The organism is Pseudomonas sp. zfem001 (assembly GCF_032621725.1).
In the GTDB taxonomy this organism is placed as follows: Bacteria; Pseudomonadota; Gammaproteobacteria; order Pseudomonadales; family Pseudomonadaceae; genus Aquipseudomonas; species Aquipseudomonas sediminis.
The window spans coordinates 136,730-152,204 of sequence record NZ_JAVYJI010000009.1 but is presented as its reverse complement, the minus strand read 5'-3'; the positions used below and the strand labels follow the sequence as shown (position 1 = coordinate 152,204).

Here is a 15,475-nt window from a genome sequence, read left to right as displayed (position 1 = left end):
TGTGAATCGTTGATGCGGGTATATACCTGTATTCATGTTGCCGACCTCCTGTCTCTGTACCCAACTGCGCCGCGCCAGTCGCGGTGTTACCCGTCTCTACGATGACGCCCTGGCTGCTGTCGGGCTTGGCGGTGCGCAGTTTTCCCTGCTGCGCCACGTACAGCGGCTCGGGCAGCCGAGCATTTCCGTGCTGGCCGAGGCCATGGGGCTGGATCGCAGCACGTTGGGGCGCAACGTGCGGGTGCTGGAAGAGCAGGGGCTAGTGCAACTGGGAGAAGGGCGCGATTTGCGCGCTCGCGAGGTACGGCTCACAGAAGCCGGCCTGCAACGCATCGACCAGGCACTGCCGCTATGGGAACAGGCGCAGCGCGAGGTGACCGCGCAACTGGGCGAGGGTCGCCGTGCTGAGTTGATGAGGTTGCTCGAACAACTGGCCTGATGGCCAACTCATTTTTACTGCCTGGACGGTCGTTAGCGGTCGTTCGCTGGAGAGACTGATGACCACTGCATGGCGTTCAACCACCTGGCTGTTGCTCGGTGCATCGCTGATCCTCGCGCTGTCGCTGGGCACGCGCCATGGCTTCGGCCTGTTCCTGCCGCCGATGAGTGCGGAGTTTGGCTGGGGGCGTGAGGTGTTCGCCTTCGCCATCGCCTTGCAGAACCTGATCTGGGGCATCGCTCAGCCGATCACTGGTGCGCTGGCCGACCGCTTCGGGGCACGCAAGGCCATCGTCGTTGGCGGTGTGCTGTACATGCTCGGCTTGATACTGATGGGCATGGCCGACTCGCCGCTATCGCTGTCGCTGAGTGCCGGCTTGCTGATCGGCATCGGGCTGTCCGGCACATCGTTCTCGGTGATCCTGGGTGTGGTCGGGCGCGCGGTACCTCCGGAGAAACGCAGCATGGCCATGGGCGTCGCTGCGGCGGCAGGCTCGTTTGGGCAGTTCGCGATGTTGCCGGGCACGCTCGGGCTGATCGGCTGGCTCGGTTGGTCGGCAGCACTGCTGGCCCTGGGGCTGTTGGTGGCGTTGATGATTCCGCTGGCAGCGATGATCAAGGAGACGCCTCCACCAGCGAGCAATGGTCCGCAGCAGACGCTGGTCGAGGCGCTGCGCGAGGCCACCAGCCACTCCGGTTTCTGGCTGCTGGCGCTGGGTTTCTTCGTCTGTGGTTTCCAGGTGGTGTTCGTCGCCGTGCACCTACCAGCCTACCTGGTCGATCACCACCTGCCGGCGCTGACTGGTACCACGGTGCTGGCGCTGGTCGGCCTGTTCAATATCTTCGGCACCTACATCGCCGGCTGGCTCGGCGGACGTATGTCCAAGCCGCGTCTGCTCAGTGCGCTGTATCTGCTGCGTGGCGTGGTGATCACGCTGTTCCTGCTGGCGCCGCTGACGCAATGGAGTGCCTACCTGTTCGGTATCGCCATGGGCCTGCTGTGGCTATCCACCGTGCCGCTGACCAACGGTACCGTGGCGACCCTGTTCGGCGTGCGCAACCTGTCGATGCTCGGCGGTATCGTGTTCCTGTTCCACCAGCTCGGCTCCTTCCTCGGTGGTTGGCTGGGCGGGTATCTCTACGACACCACCGGCAGCTACGACCTGGTCTGGCAAATTTCTATCGGCCTCAGCCTGATGGCCGCCGCGCTCAACTGGCCGGTGCGTGAGGTGCCGGTGGCGCGTCTGCAGGGCGCGCCGGCATGAGCCGTAAGGTGCTGACGCTCAGTGCCGTGGCGCTGGGCTTCGGCGTGCTGCTGGCGTTGGCCTGGTGGGGCTGGCGCCAGGGTGGGCTGGCTTTGCTGCAGCTGGGTGTCGGTATCTGCTAGTTGCTTGCGGCTGGGCCTGCGAGTAGCGTGGTGCAATCGCGTCATCGCTTGAGGTCACTGCCATGTCTCTTCGTCGTCTTGCCTGTTCCCTGTTGCTGTTGAGCCTGGCGTTGCCAGCGCTGGCCGCCGAATGCCCGGCCATGCTGCAGGGCGAACTGCCCAAGCTGCGCGCCAAAGGTGAAAACATCGAGCTCTGTCAGTTCTCGGGCAAGCCGCTGGTGGTGGTCAACACCGCCAGCTTCTGCGGCTTCACCCCGCAATTCAAAGGGCTCGAGGCGCTTTACCAGCGTTACAAGGATCAGGGCCTGGAAGTGCTCGGCGTGCCATCTGACGACTTCCGCCAGGAATCCGCCGACAGCAAGGAAACGGCCACTGTCTGCTACGTCAACTACGGCGTGACCTTCGCCATGACCGAACCGCAGCCGGTTTCCGGTGCCAACGCTATCCCATTGTTCAAGGGGCTGGCCGAGCAGAGCCGGCAGCCGCGCTGGAATTTCTTCAAGTACGTGGTCGACCGTCAGGGCAAGGTGGTGGCCAGCTTCTCCAGCCTGACCAAGCCGGATGATCCCGAGTTGATCGCCGCCGTCGAGAAGGCGATCGCTTCGCAACCCTGAGAACCTATTCAAAGTCTGCTGCGCGTCGGCCCTGCTGCGTTAAAAACAGGTTCGGAATGCTCATGTGCTACAGCACACTCCGCTTCCTCTCCTGCTTTTTCCTTGCATGACTCTAGCTCGCGAGACTTTGAACAGGTTCTGGGTCTTTTTGTTTCACGGCCCTTCACCCATCTGGGCGATGGGCCGTGTCCGTCCGCCTGCCTAGACTGGCCAGGCGCCGGACGCAGTTCACCCGGCGTGCCCTACAAGAACAATAAGGAGGCACCCATGCGTCGCGTCTATACCGCTGCCCTGGCAACACTCGCTCTGCTTGGCGCCGTCGAGGCCCAGGCCAACTACACCAAGACCAAGTACCCGATCGTGCTGGTACACGGCGTGACCGGTTTCAACACCATCGGTGGCCTGGTCAACTACTTCCACACCATTCCCTGGAACCTGGAGCGCGACGGCGCGCGAGTGCACGTCGCCAGCGTCGCGGCCTTCAACGATAGCGAGCAGCGTGGCGCCGAACTAGCCCGGCAGATCGTGCCCTGGGCCGCAGCTGGCGGCGGCAAGGTCAACCTGATCGGCCACAGTCAGGGCTCGCCGACCTCGCGCGTGGCGGCTTCGCTGCGTCCGGATCTGGTCGCCTCGGTGACCTCGATCAACGGCGTCAACAAGGGCTCCAAGGTCGCTGACGTAGTGCGTGGCGTGCTGCCACCGGGCAGCGGGATCGAAGGTGGTGCCAACGCCATCGCTAATGCCCTCGGTGCGGTGATCAACCTGCTGTCCGGGTCGAGCAACCCGCAGAGCGGTATCAACGCGCTGGGCACCCTGACCACCGCAGGTACCAGTTCGTTGAACAGCCGTCACCCGTGGGGCGTCAACACCAGCAGCTACTGCGCCAAGTCCACCGAAGTGCACAACGTGCGTGGGCACAGCATCCGCTACTACTCCTGGACGGGTAATGCCGCCTATACCAACGTGCTTGATGCGGCCGATCCCTTCCTGGCCTTCACCGGCCTGGTGTTCGGCAGCGAGAAGAACGACGGTTTGGTAGGCGTGTGTTCCACCTACCTGGGGCAGGTGATCGACGACAGCTACAACATGAATCACGTCGATGCGATCAACCATCTGTTCGGCATCCGTGGCTGGACCGAGCCGGTGTCGCTGTATCGCCAGCATGCCAACCGCCTGAAGAACAAGGGCGTCTGATCCCGGTGAACGCGGCGGGGTGACCCGCCGCAGCGAGGTTGCATGTCCAAGTTCTTCAGTCTTTCCCTGGTCGCCGTGGTGGTTGCGGGTGGTCTTACCCTGTACTGGCGCTGGCCGGCAGCGGTACCCGAGGTGTTGCCAACTGTCGCCGTGCCGTCACGGGCAGCGTCGTCTGAACCTCCGTCGCTTCCTATCGCCGAGGCATCTGTCGAGGCACAGCCGTCAGTGGCCGAGTCCTTGCCCAGCCTGGCCGATACCGACGTGGACGGCCAACTGCGCACCGATGCGGCCGGTAATCTGGTGCTGGACCTGGCGGTGCGCGACTATTTCGATTATTTCCTTAGCGCCGTCGATCATTCCGGGCTCGATGCGGTGATCGAGGCCCTGCTGGCCGATGCCGGCCGGCGTCTGCCGGAGCCCGCTCTCGGGCAGATGATCAGCCTGCTCGGTGATTATCTGGACTACAAGCGCGCCAGCATGGCACTTATGCAGCAGCCGCTGGATGCCCAGCAGCAGGTAGAACCGAAGGCGCAGTTGCAGGCGCTGCAGTCGGCTTTTGCCCGTCTCGACGAGTTGCGCCGCGCCCATTTCTCTGCGGCCGCGCAGGAGGCGCTGTTCGGCGCCGAACAGGCTTATGCCCGTTACACCCTCGATAGCCTGGCATTGCAACAGCGTGATGACCTCGGCGAGGCGCAGCGCGCGCAGATGCTCGAACAGTTGCGTGCGCGTCTGCCCAATGCACTGCGAGAAAGCGAACAGCGCCAGCAGCTCGCGCTCGAGCAATTGCAGCGCAGTGAGCAGTTGTGGCGTGATGGTGCGGATGAGCAGCAGGTGCGCGAGTTCCTGGCGATGACCTATGATCCGCAGACCGTGCAGCGCCTGCTGGATGAACAGCGCCGCGAGCGCGATTGGCAGCAGCATTACCAGGCCTATCGCAATGAGTTGGCCAGCCTGCAAGGGCGGGGGCTGAGCGAGGCAGATAACGAGCAACTGCAGCGTCAGCTACGCGAGCGCCTGTTCAGCAGTGAAGACCGACACCGTGTGGAAACCTATGACGCCATCGCCGCGAAGCAACCGGAGCCGCTCGACCCCTGACGGATACCGCCCATGAGTGAGCGCCTGCTGCTGGCCCAGCAGCGCCGAGGCTATCGCTCGCTGCGTTTCGCTGCCGAGCTGGAGGCGGGATTTGCCGAGCATCGGGTGCAGCGTATTCGTCGGCGCCTGCCGCTAATCGCCCCCATCGCAGCATTGTTTCAGCTGATTTATGCGCTGCTGGATTTTCTGCTCATGCCGCTGCCGGTCAGCCTGTCGGTGCTACCGCTGCGCATGCTCGCGCTGGCGGTGTTGGCGCTGTCCTTTTTCTACTGCCGCCGGGTCGAGGCACCGCCTGCCAGGGTGCCATTGGTCTATGCCGCGGCCTACTGGGTCAACGGCGTCAGCGTCGCGTTGATCGTTCACCTGTGCTGGCAGCAGGGCGTGGAGATGCCCTACGACGGCCTGTTCCTCATCCTGTTGTTCGGTTACGCCCTGCTTGGGCTGTCGTTTCGTGCGATCAGCCTTTGTAGCTGGAGTTTCTGCCTGCTGTTCATTGGCGTCGGCGTACTGTTCGGTGAAACCGGTGGCGCGCTGGCTTACCAGGGCTTGTTTCTGTTCTGCGCCAATCTGATCGGCAGCGTCGGCGCCTATATGCAGGAGCATGGTCAGCGTGGTGCCTGGCTGAACCTGCGCCTACTCGATCTGGCGCGCCAGCGCGCCGAAGCCGATGACGCGCGCAAGCTGCGCCTGCTCGCAGCGGCCAGTCACGATCTGCGCCAGCCGCTCAACGCCATGGGGTTGTACGCCGAACATCTGGTGGAACAGGGCGGTGACCTGCAGACCCGGCGCATCAGCTCGCGCCTGGCCGCGTCGGTGGAGCAGTTGGGACGCCTGCTGCAATCGCTGCTCGACTACACCCGTCTGACCTTGCCCGGTGGTGTGCAGGCCAGGTCGCATGCGTTTGCCCTGCGCCCCTTGCTCGAGCGGCTGATTGCCGAAGTGGCGCCAGAGGCGCAGCAACAAGAGTTGCAGCTTGAGCTGCACTGTGACGAGTGCGGGGTATACAGCGACCCGCTGTTGTTGGAACGCCTGCTGCGCAATCTGTTGAACAATGCCCTGCTACACGCGCAGGCGCAGCACCTGAGGTTGAGCGCAGCGCCTGATGGCGACGAGATCGTGTTGGAGGTGGCCGATGATGGTCGCGGCCTCAGTGAGGCGGAGCAGGCCTTGGTGTTCGAGGAATTTCGTCAACTGGACAATCCCGGGCGCAATGCCGAGCGCGGACTCGGTCTCGGCCTAGCCATCGTGCGGCAGCTGGCCGAGGTGCTGGAGCACCCCTTGCACCTGCATTCACAGCCGGGCGCGGGCGCACGCTTCGTCCTGCGTTTGCCGCTGGCCGAGGTGCCAGTAGCGGCGCCGCGCGCCGATACTGGATTGACCTTGCAGGGGCGCGTGCTGCTACTCGAAGACGACCCAGCCGGGCGTGAAGCGCTGGCTGGCTTGCTGCGTCGCTGGGGCTGCGAGGTGCAGGCTTGCGCTGACCTGACCAGTGCGCTGCAGGTATTGCGTGTCGATACGCCGCAGTTGCTGATCAGTGACTACCGGCTGGCCGAGCAGGAGGATGGCCTGCAGGCCATCGAGCGCCTGCGTGAGGCGGCCGGGCTGATGCTGCCGGCTCTACTGATCAGCGCTGACCTGAGCCCGGAGCTGCACGAGCGCTGCTTGCCCGCTCACGTCATTCCCCTGGGCAAACCGCTGTTGCCGGCGCGTTTGCGCCAAGTGCTGGCCACTCAGTTGCGAGCGCGCCAGACCGTCAGTTGATCACAGCCAGCCACGCTGGCGGGCGGCGCTGACACAGGCGGTGCGGGTATGCACGGCGAAGGTTTCGAACAGGGCCTTGAGGTGGGTCTTGACCGTGTCTTCGGCCAGGCCCAACTGGCGGCTGATGGCTTTGTTCGGCAGACCCTCGGCCAGTAGCTGGAGAATCTCCAACTGTCTCGGTGTCAGCGGTGAGGTGCTGCTTGGCGCCGGCAGGGTTTCACCCAGCAGGACGCGCGTCACAGCTTGGCGCAGGGCGTTGCTGTCGGAGCTCTTGGGGATGAAACCAAGTGCGCCGGCCGCCAGGCTCGCTTGGGCGTCCAGCGCCGAGTCACTGGCGCTGAGAATGGCCACCGGAGTGCTTTCGCCGCGCGCCAGCCAGCGCTGCAACAGCTCCAGGCCAGGCACGTCAGGCAGGCGCAGGTCGAGCAGAATCAGATCATAGCTGTGTTGGCGCAGGCACTGCTCGGCTTCGGCTGCGCTGTGCGCGGTGTGGATCTGCAGGTTCGCACTGAGCGGCGACAGAGCCAGGGACAGGCCATCGAGAAAAATGCGATGGTCGTCGACCAACAGCAGACGGAGATTGTCGGGCAGGGTAGTGCAGAGGGCAGTCATGATGTTCTCACGCGGCTTTTATTGTTGTTCTGCCGCGTGAGTTTAGCCAATGCAGTGGCCCGATTAGAAGCGGTAGCTGAGCGAGGCGCCAAGACCGTGTGCACTGTTCTTGTAACGTGCACTGTAGGTGCCTCGAGTGGCGCTGGCGTGGTTCACGTCCACCGACTCTTCCTGCAGGTAGGAGTAGGCCACATCGATGGTCATGTCCTGATTCGGGCTCCAGCCGGCACCGACGCTGAAGATGGTGCGGTCACCGGATGGCACGCGCGGCGAGCGGTCGACGTTGTTGATCGGCGACTGGTCGATGGCGACACCGGTGCGCAGCGTCCACTGCGGGTTGACCTTGTACGACAGGCCGACCGCATGAGCCCAGGTGTCGTGCCAGTTCTGCTCCTCAACGATGGTGGCGAGGTTGGCCGGCAAGGTGGCGGAGTCGTTCTCCACGCGGATTTCCTTGAAGCGGCTCCAGCGCGTCCAGGTGCTGCCGACATGCAGTGTCAGCGCATCGGTCAGGTCGTGGGTGATAGACATGTCCACCGATTCGGGCGTGGTCAGGTCCAGGTTGGCGTCGTACTTGCCGGCGATGCCGGCCAGAGCGCCACTACCGGAAACGCGAGTATCACCTTCCAGCTCGTACTTCACCCGCGAATGGTAGACCAAGCCGGCACGGGTCTGCGGGGTGAACTCGTAGAGCACACCAACATTGAAGCCGACGGCGGTGTCGTCGCCCTTGACCCGCACCTTGCCATCGTTGCTTCCCGGGCTCAGCGGGTTGAGCACGGAGGAGCTGAGTTCGCCCTCGATATGGTTGAAGGTCGGGCCGAAGCCGACTGACAGCTTGTCGTTGAAGCGATAGCTCAGGCTCGGCTGGATCGTGATCACTCGTACATAGCTCTTATCCGCGTGATAACGGCCTTGGAAATTACTCTCGTAGTCGGTCATCAGGCCGAAAGGTACGTAGACGCCCAGGCCGAAAGCGACCTTGTCGTCCAGCGGCTTGACGTAATAGCCCATGGGTACGCCGGTGGTCGGCACCATATCGCCGTCGTTACTGCCGGACAGCGCGAGCGGGCCCGCATTGGCGCTGGCGTGGCTGATATCGCTCTTGGCGTGAATCACCGCAGCACCGACGTAGACTTCGTCGCGCTTGAGGCGGGCCATACCGGCCGGGTTGCCGAACACGGTGCTGGCATCGTCGGCCGACGATGAGCGTCCGGCGAAGGACGTACCCATGCCCGAAATACTTTGTTCATTGAGGGCGAAGCCGCTGGCGAAACCATGGCTCGAGGTGGCAGTGATGGCGACGGCAAGACCGGTCTTGAGAAGACGTTTGCTCACGGGGAAGCTCCTGTGGTGAGGCGGGGGGGCGCACGCTACAGTTTTTCCTGACCCCTGCCAAGGCGCTGAAGTTCCCGAAATAGAGCGTATTGTCGGGAAAATAGGATTGATTCTGTATGGATCTTTCCAGCGTCATTTTCTGACGACTAGGTCAGGCAACCCGGCTGACTGGTTCGATGCAGCGTTGCCAGGCGTCGAGAAAGTCATGTTGACGAGCCAGGGGCTGGAAAACCTTGCACCAGATCCGGCCCAAGGCCGACAGATCATCGGCGGCTGGCAGCTCGAGTTTTTCACTTTCGATCATCAGCCAGGCAATGGCAGTGGCGTAACGCAGATTGACCGTCAGCTCCATGTGCGGTGCCTCGAGGAAGGCGTGTTGGCTGGCGAGGCCACGTACACGGCTGGCAAGATCCGGGTCGAAGGCCAGATGCTGGTCCCAGAGTATCTGGTGGCGCTGTTCGCTGATGCGATACAAACCGTGGCCTTGCGGGGTGTCCAGCGCACTGCCCAGAGCTGACTGACAAGCCGCAGCCCCTAGCAGCAGTGCCTCGGCAGTGGCGCTATGGCGTTCGAGATAGAGCAGGGTAGGGCGGATCACATGCTGGCTGAGATCGCAGGCGGCAATTCCCATGGCATCCTCGCAAGGGTGCCGGTAGGGCCGGGCGCGTGGCAGCTGTTTGCAGACCGATGAAAAACTATCTCGGCTTTGGCTTCCTGCGTCGCTCTACCTCCTGCATCCATGCAGTCGTGCGTTGGCAATCCTGCGTTAAAAACAGCCTCGTGTGCGAGCCCAGTCGAAATGCTCATTCACGCTTGTAAAATCGAGCGCGATTCCGACCGTTTCTCGGCTGTTTTTGCCTTGTCTTGCCTGCCTCGCTGACGTTTTTCAACGGTCTGGGCTTTTCGATAAAGGCCCCACCGGGAGCGGGGTTAGCCGCTCATTCTCAAGTCTAGTGTGATATTTCAGCTATAAAGGGCTGTTTTTAAATTAATTCCGGATTTGAGTTATTGGGCATATTTCGATTGGTGCTTAAAACCCTCGATCAATCACCCGTGGCTACCGGGCGCGTCGGATCGGTGATCCACTCGCTCCAGGAGCCTGCGTAGAGCGGCGCCAATGGATAACCGGCGAGGCTCATGGCGAACAGGTTGTGACAGGCCGTGACCCCCGAGCCGCAGTAAACCACCAGATTTTCCATCGGGCGTTCGCCGCGCAGCTCGTCGAAACGCTCGCGCAGTACCGTTGCCGGAAGGAAGCGGCCATCCTTACCCAGGTTGTCGGTGAACACGGCGCATCGTGCGCCGGGAATGTGCCCGGCGACCGGGTCGAGAGGCTCGACCTCGCCGCGAAAGCGTGGCAGTGCCCGTGCGTCGAGCAGGGTCAGCTCCGGGTTGCCCAAGTGCTGGGCCAGGTGATCGGCAGTCAGCAGTAGGCTGCTGTCGGGTTGCGCGGAGAAATCGCCCGGGGTGTTGCTAGGTGGCGTGGTGGTCAGTTCCTGTCCTGCTTCACGCCAGGCTTTCAGGCCACCATCGAGCAGGTACAAACCATCACGCTTGCCCAGCCACAGCAGCAACCACCAGGCGCGTGCGGCGAACGCACCGGGGCCGTCGTCATACAGCACGACCTGGCTATCCGCCCGCAGTCCGCAGCTGCGCAGGCGTTCGACCAGAGAACTCGGGTCGGGGAGCGGGTGGCGACCGGTTACGCCCTTGATCACCGGGGCGGACAGGTCCTGCTCCAGGTCGAGAAAGTGCGCGCCCGGGATATGCCCCTCGACGTAGCTGCGGCGCCCATAGGCTGGGTCTTCGAGGGCGAAGCGGCAGTCCAGTACCAGCAGGTCGTTTTGGCCTAGACGCTGTTGAAGGTGTTCCGCACTGATCAGTTGAGCGAGTGGCATGCAGCCTCCTGTTTCGTAGCAGGGTTTGCGGCATCATACCGCCTGGCCCTCTATTGGGCCTCTGCGAAGAAAAGCCTTCTCACACTCATTTGGGAAAGCTGTAACGCCAGCGGTGAGCTCGATCCAAACATGAGTGATCGATATTCGTGCGCGATAGGCCATTATTTGGTGCGTTTATGGGTGGGAATAATTGCGCGATAGAGGCATTTCAAATCTTTATTCGCTGTTAGCGCACTAAAAAGTTTCATCAAGGCGACATTTTGATCTGTTTTGGTGCTTTGCTGCCTGCTAGAGTGCCGGCCACTTTGTCTTTGTGGTGTCGAGGTGCCGCATGTCGTTGTCCGTCGATTCTTTCCTGGCGCGCCTGAAGCAGCGCGACCCCGATCAGCCGGAATTCCACCAGGCGGTGGAAGAGGTGGTGCGTAGCCTGTGGCCCTTCCTCGAGGCCAACCCGCGCTACCGCGATGCCGGCATTCTCGAGCGCATGGTCGAGCCGGAACGGGCCATTCTGTTTCGCGTGCCGTGGGTCGATGATCGTGGTCAGGTGCAGGTCAATCGCGGTTACCGTATCCAGATGAGCAGCGCCATCGGTCCCTACAAGGGCGGCCTGCGTTTCCACCCCTCGGTAAACCTGGGTGTACTCAAGTTTCTCGCTTTCGAGCAGGTGTTCAAGAACTCCCTGACCTCGCTGCCCATGGGCGGCGGCAAGGGCGGCTCAGACTTCGACCCCAAGGGCAAGAGCGAAGGCGAGGTTATGCGTTTCTGCCAGTCGTTCATGACCGAGCTGTACCGTCACATCGGCGCCGATCTGGACGTACCGGCTGGTGACATCGGCGTCGGCGGTCGCGAGATTGGTTACCTGTTCGGTCAGTACAAGCGCCTGTCCAACCAGTTCACCTCGGTGCTGACCGGCAAGGGCCTGAGCTACGGTGGCAGCCTGATCCGTCCGGAGGCCACCGGCTATGGCTGCGTGTACTTCGCCCAGGAGATGCTCAAACGTATCGACCAGGGTTTCGAGGACAAACGTGTGGCTATTTCCGGCTCCGGCAACGTTGCCCAGTACGCCGCGCAGAAGGTCATGGAGCTGGGCGGCCGGGTGATTTCGATGTCCGACTCCGAAGGCACCTTGTATGCCGAGGGCGGCCTCAGCGATGAACAGTGGCAGTACTTGATGGAGCTGAAGAACGTGCGTCGTGGCCGCCTGCGCGAGATGGCTGAACACTATGGTCTGCAGTTCCTCGCCGGGCAGCGTCCGTGGGGCCTGGCCTGCGATATCGCCTTGCCTTGCGCGACGCAGAATGAGCTGGACGGCGAGGATGCCCGCGCGCTGCTGAAGAACGGCTGCATCTGCGTGGCCGAAGGCGCCAATATGCCTTCGACCCTGGAAGCGGTGGACCTGTTCGTTGAGGCCGGCATCTGCTACGCACCAGGCAAGGCGTCCAACGCCGGCGGTGTGGCCACCAGCGGCCTGGAAATGAGCCAGAACGCCATGCGCCTGCACTGGAGCGCTGGTGAGGTGGACGAGCGTCTGCACGGCATCATGCAGAACATTCACCATGCCTGCGTGCATCACGGTGAAGAGAATGGCCGCATCAACTACGTCAAGGGCGCCAATATCGCCGGCTTCGTCAAGGTCGCCGATGCGATGCTGGCGCAAGGCGTGGTCTGAGCCCATCGCAGTAGACTCGAGGCCCCGCGTGAGAACGCGGGGCCTCGTCGTTTTTGGCGGGGCTGTGTTGCCAGGCCGATTCAGGCATGCTGCCTGCCCTCTGGCTCGCTACTCAGGTCTTCGCCTTCTATGAAACGCTTCGTTCTGCTCGATACCGCTCCTATTCCCGGTACGGATGGTGCGCTCAACCTGTTCGAATACGGCGAAGATTTCGTGATCAAGATTGCCGGCGGCGATGGCGGGCAACTGATGAATACGCGCATGCACGGCTCGGAAGATGCCCTGGCCGCGATTCCCTGCAAGCAGATCGCGAGTCGGCCACAGGTGCGGGTACTGATCGGTGGTCTGGGCATGGGCTTCACCCTGGCTTCGGCGCTACAGAACCTTGGAGCCGACGCCGAGGTAGCGGTGGCCGAGTTGGTGCCTGGAGTGGTCGAATGGAACCGTGGCCGGCTCGGGGCGAAGTCCGGTTATCCGTTGAATGACCCGCGTGCAGTGATCATTCAGGAGGACGTCGCCAAGGTGCTGCAGGCCGCTGAGCAGTGTTACGACGCGATCATGCTGGACGTCGACAACGGCCCCGAGGGGCTGACCCAGAAGGGCAATGACTGGCTTTACAGCATGGACGGCCTGCGTCAGTGCGCCAAGGCACTGAGGCCCAAGGGCATGCTGGCGGTGTGGTCATCCAGCGCCGACCGGGCGTTCTCGGAGAAGGTGCGTAAGGCCGGCTTCAAGGGCGAAGCGGTGCAGGTGTATGCCCACGGTAATCGGGGCACGCGGCACACCATCTGGATTGCCCAGAAGGTCTGAGCGGGCTGCCCAGGTCTTGAGTGACCTGGGCAGCTGTGTGCTCAGTGAATCTGCAGTTTACCGATGCGATCGTTGTCCAGGCTGCCGAAGTACAGGTAGTCGCCTACCGGTTTCACCGAGGTGACCATGCGCAGATGCGTGCCGCTGGTGTCATGCAGGCTGCGGACGATCTCGCCTTGCTCGTTGAGGGCGATGGCGAAGCCGTAAGGGATCGCTTTCGGCCACAGCGCGCGCGGCAGTTTGGCCATTTGCGCCTTGAGCCAGGGGTGGCGATGGAGGAAGTCGGCATCGGCCTTGCGTGGGGTCGGCAGGGCCACCCAGAAGGTGCCCTTGCGGTCGCCCTGCAGGTTGTCCGGCAGGCCCGGCAGGTTGTCGATGAAGATGTCGTGCTGGCCGGCCTTGTCGCCCTTGAGCCAGTAGCGGGTGATGCGGTAGCGATAGGTTTCGTTGACCAGCACGAAGTCCTCGTTCGCCGACAGCGCCACGCCGTTGGCGAAATACAGGTCTTTCAGCAGTACACGGGTCTCGCCGCTGGCCGGGTTGTAGCTGAGCAGGCGGCCGTGAGGGCGTGCCTCGAGCAGATCGAGCAGGTAGTCCGGCTGTTCGAAGCGCGAGGAGGCGTCGCTGAAATAGATGGTGCCGTCGCTAGCGATGTCCAGGTCATCGGTGAAGGCGAAACGCAGGCCTTCAGCCTCAGTGGTCAGCACCTTGATCGCGCCCTGCGGGTCGATGCTCAGCAGGCCCTTGTAGGCATCGGCGACGATCAGATTGCCGCTGGCGTCGAAGTTCATGCCCAGCGGGCGGCCGCCGGTGTCGGCGAAGGTTTCCAAGCTGTCGTCTTCCTGCACGCGAACGATGCGGCCATCATGCAGGCCGGCGTACACCCGGCCCTGGCTGTCGACGGCGGTGTCTTCCGGGCCATGCACCTGGCCGCGCGCCAGCAGCTCGGCTTTCATCAGGGTGTCGTTGGGCTCCAGTGTTCCAGTCATCGCCGGGGGGGGCGCGGCATCCCAGGGCAGCGGATCGATCGGGCTGGGCGTCAGGGCCAGGTAACTGGCCGCTGCGGCCAGCAGCATGACGACCAGGGCAAGCAGTTTCTTCAGCATTGTTGTTCTTCCGTTTCGGAGGTGGTGCGCGGCACAGATTACACAGTTCCCGTTATCGGCGGCAGGCTGCTGCCCCGTGCGCTGGCCTGGGCATATATACTGCGCGGCATTCTAGACGGGAGAGCCGCGTGGCTAACGACATTCACTGGATTCTCGACGACGCCAGCCTGGCCGAGCATTGCGCTGCCTGGCAGGCGCAGCCCTTCGTCGCGTTGGACACCGAGTTCATGCGCGTCGACACCTTCTATCCCATCGCCGGTTTGCTGCAAGTCAGCGCTGGCGACGGCGCCTACCTGATCGACCCCCTGCGCATCAGCGACTGGCGTCCGTTCGCCGCGCTGCTCGGAGCGCCGACCGTGGTCAAGGTGCTGCATTCATGCAGTGAAGACCTGGAAGTCTTTCTACGTCTGACCGGCAGCCTGCCGACGCCGCTGTTCGACACGCAACTGGCGGCCGGTTATCTCAATCTCGGTTTCTCCATGGGCTACTCGCGCCTGGTGCTGGCCTTGCTGGACATCGAGCTGCCCAAGGGTGAAACCCGCTCCGATTGGCTGCAGCGGCCGCTGTCTGAGCTGCAGGTGCGCTACGCCGCCGAGGACGTGCTGCATCTCGTTGAAGTGTACCGCGCCCTGATGGCCCGCCTGGCGCCGCAGAAGGTCGAGTGGATTCTGGAGGACGGTGCCGAACTGGTCGCCAATCTGGGCCGTGAGATCGCCCCGGAAGACGCCTGGCGCGAGGCCAAGCTGGCGTGGAAACTGTCGCGTCAACAGCAGGCCGTCCTGCGCGCACTGTGCGCCTGGCGCGAGCGCGAGGCGCGGGCGCGCAACCAGCCGCGTAATCGCGTGCTGCGCGAGCATTCGCTGTGGCCGCTGGCGCGTACCCAGCCGGATAACCTGGTGACGCTGGCGCGCATCGAGGACATGCACCCGAAAACCGTGCGTCAGGACGGAGAGACACTGCTGCAGCTGATTCGTGATGCCGCTGCGCTGCCGCCCGAGCAGTGGCCCGAAGCCTTGCCCGAGCCGCTGCCCATCGAAGCCTCTGCGCTGCTGAAGAAATTGCGCGTCATCGGCCAGCAAGAAGGTGAGCGCCTTGACATCGTCCCTGAGCTGATGCTGCGCAAGAAAACCCTGGAAGCCCTGTTGAAAACCGGCTTCCCCCATGGCCCGTACCAATTGCCCGACTCCCTGCGCGGCTGGCGCCGGGAGCTGATGGGCCAAGCGCTGTTGGATTGCCTGGCCGCCGAAGGAGAATCCGCGTGAAACGCATCTGTTCCATCTACAAGAGTTCGCGCAAGAACGAGATGTACCTTTACGTACTCAAGGCCGATGCTCTGGCGCGTGTACCTGAAGGACTGCTCAGTGTCTTCGGCCCGCCCGCGCATGCCTTCGACCTGGTGCTCAGCCCCGAGCGTCAGTTGGCCCGCGAGGACATTGCCCAGGTGCTGGAGAACCTCGAGAAGCAGGGCTATCACCTGCAGATGCCGCCGCCCGAGGAAGAGTACATCGAGCACCTGCCTGACGAACTGCTGCGCCGCAACGATCCGGTGTAAA

16 protein-coding genes are annotated in these 15,475 nt (G+C 63.1%); 11 read left to right on the top strand and 5 right to left on the bottom strand.

The window, feature by feature from the left end:
- Positions 1 to 34: 34 nt before the first annotated feature.
- The 7 genes from RTH74_RS23495 to RTH74_RS23465 all read left to right on the top strand — a co-directional run bounded on the left by RTH74_RS23495 (position 35) and on the right by RTH74_RS23465 (position 6,489).
- Positions 35 to 439 carry a MarR family winged helix-turn-helix transcriptional regulator gene (locus RTH74_RS23495; RefSeq protein ID WP_316916247.1) on the top strand — a complete coding sequence of 135 codons (405 nt, stop codon included), beginning with the start codon at positions 35 to 37 and terminating at the stop codon, positions 437 to 439.
- A 58-nt stretch (positions 440 to 497) separates the two neighbouring features.
- The gene (locus RTH74_RS23490) at positions 498 to 1,703 is read left to right on the top strand and encodes an MFS transporter (RefSeq protein WP_316916246.1); all 1,206 of its coding nucleotides are present in this window, start codon (positions 498 to 500) and stop codon (positions 1,701 to 1,703) included.
- Complete coding sequence (locus tag RTH74_RS23485) at positions 1,700 to 1,825, top strand: hypothetical protein (RefSeq protein WP_316916245.1); 126 nt, start codon at positions 1,700 to 1,702, stop codon at positions 1,823 to 1,825. Before RTH74_RS23490 ends, RTH74_RS23485 begins: the two co-directional genes overlap by 4 nt.
- Before the next feature lie 62 nt (positions 1,826 to 1,887).
- Positions 1,888 to 2,439: a redoxin domain-containing protein gene (locus RTH74_RS23480; RefSeq protein ID WP_316916244.1), complete on the top strand. Its 552-nt coding sequence runs from the start codon at positions 1,888 to 1,890 to the stop codon at positions 2,437 to 2,439.
- Between the two features lie 267 nt (positions 2,440 to 2,706).
- The gene (locus tag RTH74_RS23475; RefSeq protein ID WP_099525288.1) at positions 2,707 to 3,633 is read left to right on the top strand and encodes an esterase/lipase family protein; all 927 of its coding nucleotides are present in this window, start codon (positions 2,707 to 2,709) and stop codon (positions 3,631 to 3,633) included.
- A 42-nt stretch (positions 3,634 to 3,675) separates the two neighbouring features.
- On the top strand, positions 3,676 to 4,728 hold the full coding sequence (locus RTH74_RS23470) for a lipase secretion chaperone (RefSeq protein ID WP_316916243.1): 1,053 nt from the start codon (positions 3,676 to 3,678) through the stop codon (positions 4,726 to 4,728).
- A 12-nt stretch (positions 4,729 to 4,740) separates the two neighbouring features.
- Complete coding sequence (locus tag RTH74_RS23465) at positions 4,741 to 6,489, top strand: hybrid sensor histidine kinase/response regulator (RefSeq protein WP_316916242.1); 1,749 nt, start codon at positions 4,741 to 4,743, stop codon at positions 6,487 to 6,489.
- Here the strand turns inward: RTH74_RS23465 and RTH74_RS23460 are convergent, their stop codons facing one another.
- From RTH74_RS23460 to RTH74_RS23445, 4 genes are all read right to left on the bottom strand, one after another.
- The gene (locus RTH74_RS23460; RefSeq protein ID WP_316916241.1) at positions 6,490 to 7,101 is read right to left on the bottom strand and encodes a response regulator transcription factor; all 612 of its coding nucleotides are present in this window, start codon (positions 7,099 to 7,101) and stop codon (positions 6,490 to 6,492) included. It lies immediately after the preceding gene.
- Between the two features lie 63 nt (positions 7,102 to 7,164).
- The gene (locus tag RTH74_RS23455; RefSeq protein WP_316916240.1) at positions 7,165 to 8,439 is read right to left on the bottom strand and encodes an outer membrane protein transport protein; all 1,275 of its coding nucleotides are present in this window, start codon (positions 8,437 to 8,439) and stop codon (positions 7,165 to 7,167) included.
- 151 nt (positions 8,440 to 8,590) lie between these two features.
- The gene (locus RTH74_RS23450; protein ID WP_316916239.1) at positions 8,591 to 9,070 is read right to left on the bottom strand and encodes a hypothetical protein; all 480 of its coding nucleotides are present in this window, start codon (positions 9,068 to 9,070) and stop codon (positions 8,591 to 8,593) included.
- Positions 9,071 to 9,482: 412 nt separating this feature from the next.
- Positions 9,483 to 10,337 (bottom strand): sulfurtransferase, encoded by an 855-nt coding sequence (locus RTH74_RS23445; protein WP_316916238.1) that lies wholly within the window; start codon positions 10,335 to 10,337, stop codon positions 9,483 to 9,485.
- 331 nt (positions 10,338 to 10,668) lie between these two features.
- Between RTH74_RS23445 and gdhA the strand changes: the two genes are divergently transcribed.
- Positions 10,669 to 12,006: an NADP-specific glutamate dehydrogenase gene (gdhA, locus tag RTH74_RS23440; RefSeq protein ID WP_316916237.1), complete on the top strand. Its 1,338-nt coding sequence runs from the start codon at positions 10,669 to 10,671 to the stop codon at positions 12,004 to 12,006.
- Between the two features lie 129 nt (positions 12,007 to 12,135).
- A complete protein-coding gene (locus RTH74_RS23435) occupies positions 12,136 to 12,816 on the top strand; it encodes a hypothetical protein (protein WP_316916236.1) in 681 nt (226 codons plus the stop codon).
- Positions 12,817 to 12,857: 41 nt separating this feature from the next.
- On the opposite strand, the gene RTH74_RS23430 is transcribed toward RTH74_RS23435, so the two are convergent.
- Positions 12,858 to 13,919, bottom strand: coding sequence for an SMP-30/gluconolactonase/LRE family protein (locus RTH74_RS23430; RefSeq protein WP_316916278.1), 1,062 nt, complete (start codon positions 13,917 to 13,919; stop codon positions 12,858 to 12,860).
- Positions 13,920 to 14,050: 131 nt separating this feature from the next.
- On the opposite strand from RTH74_RS23430, the gene rnd reads away from it, so the two are divergent.
- Positions 14,051 to 15,184, top strand: coding sequence for a ribonuclease D (rnd, locus tag RTH74_RS23425; RefSeq protein ID WP_316916235.1), 1,134 nt, complete (start codon positions 14,051 to 14,053; stop codon positions 15,182 to 15,184).
- The gene (locus RTH74_RS23420) at positions 15,181 to 15,474 is read left to right on the top strand and encodes a YcgL domain-containing protein (RefSeq protein WP_099525298.1); all 294 of its coding nucleotides are present in this window, start codon (positions 15,181 to 15,183) and stop codon (positions 15,472 to 15,474) included. Before rnd ends, RTH74_RS23420 begins: the two co-directional genes overlap by 4 nt.
- The last annotated feature ends 1 nt before the right edge of the window (position 15,475 follow it).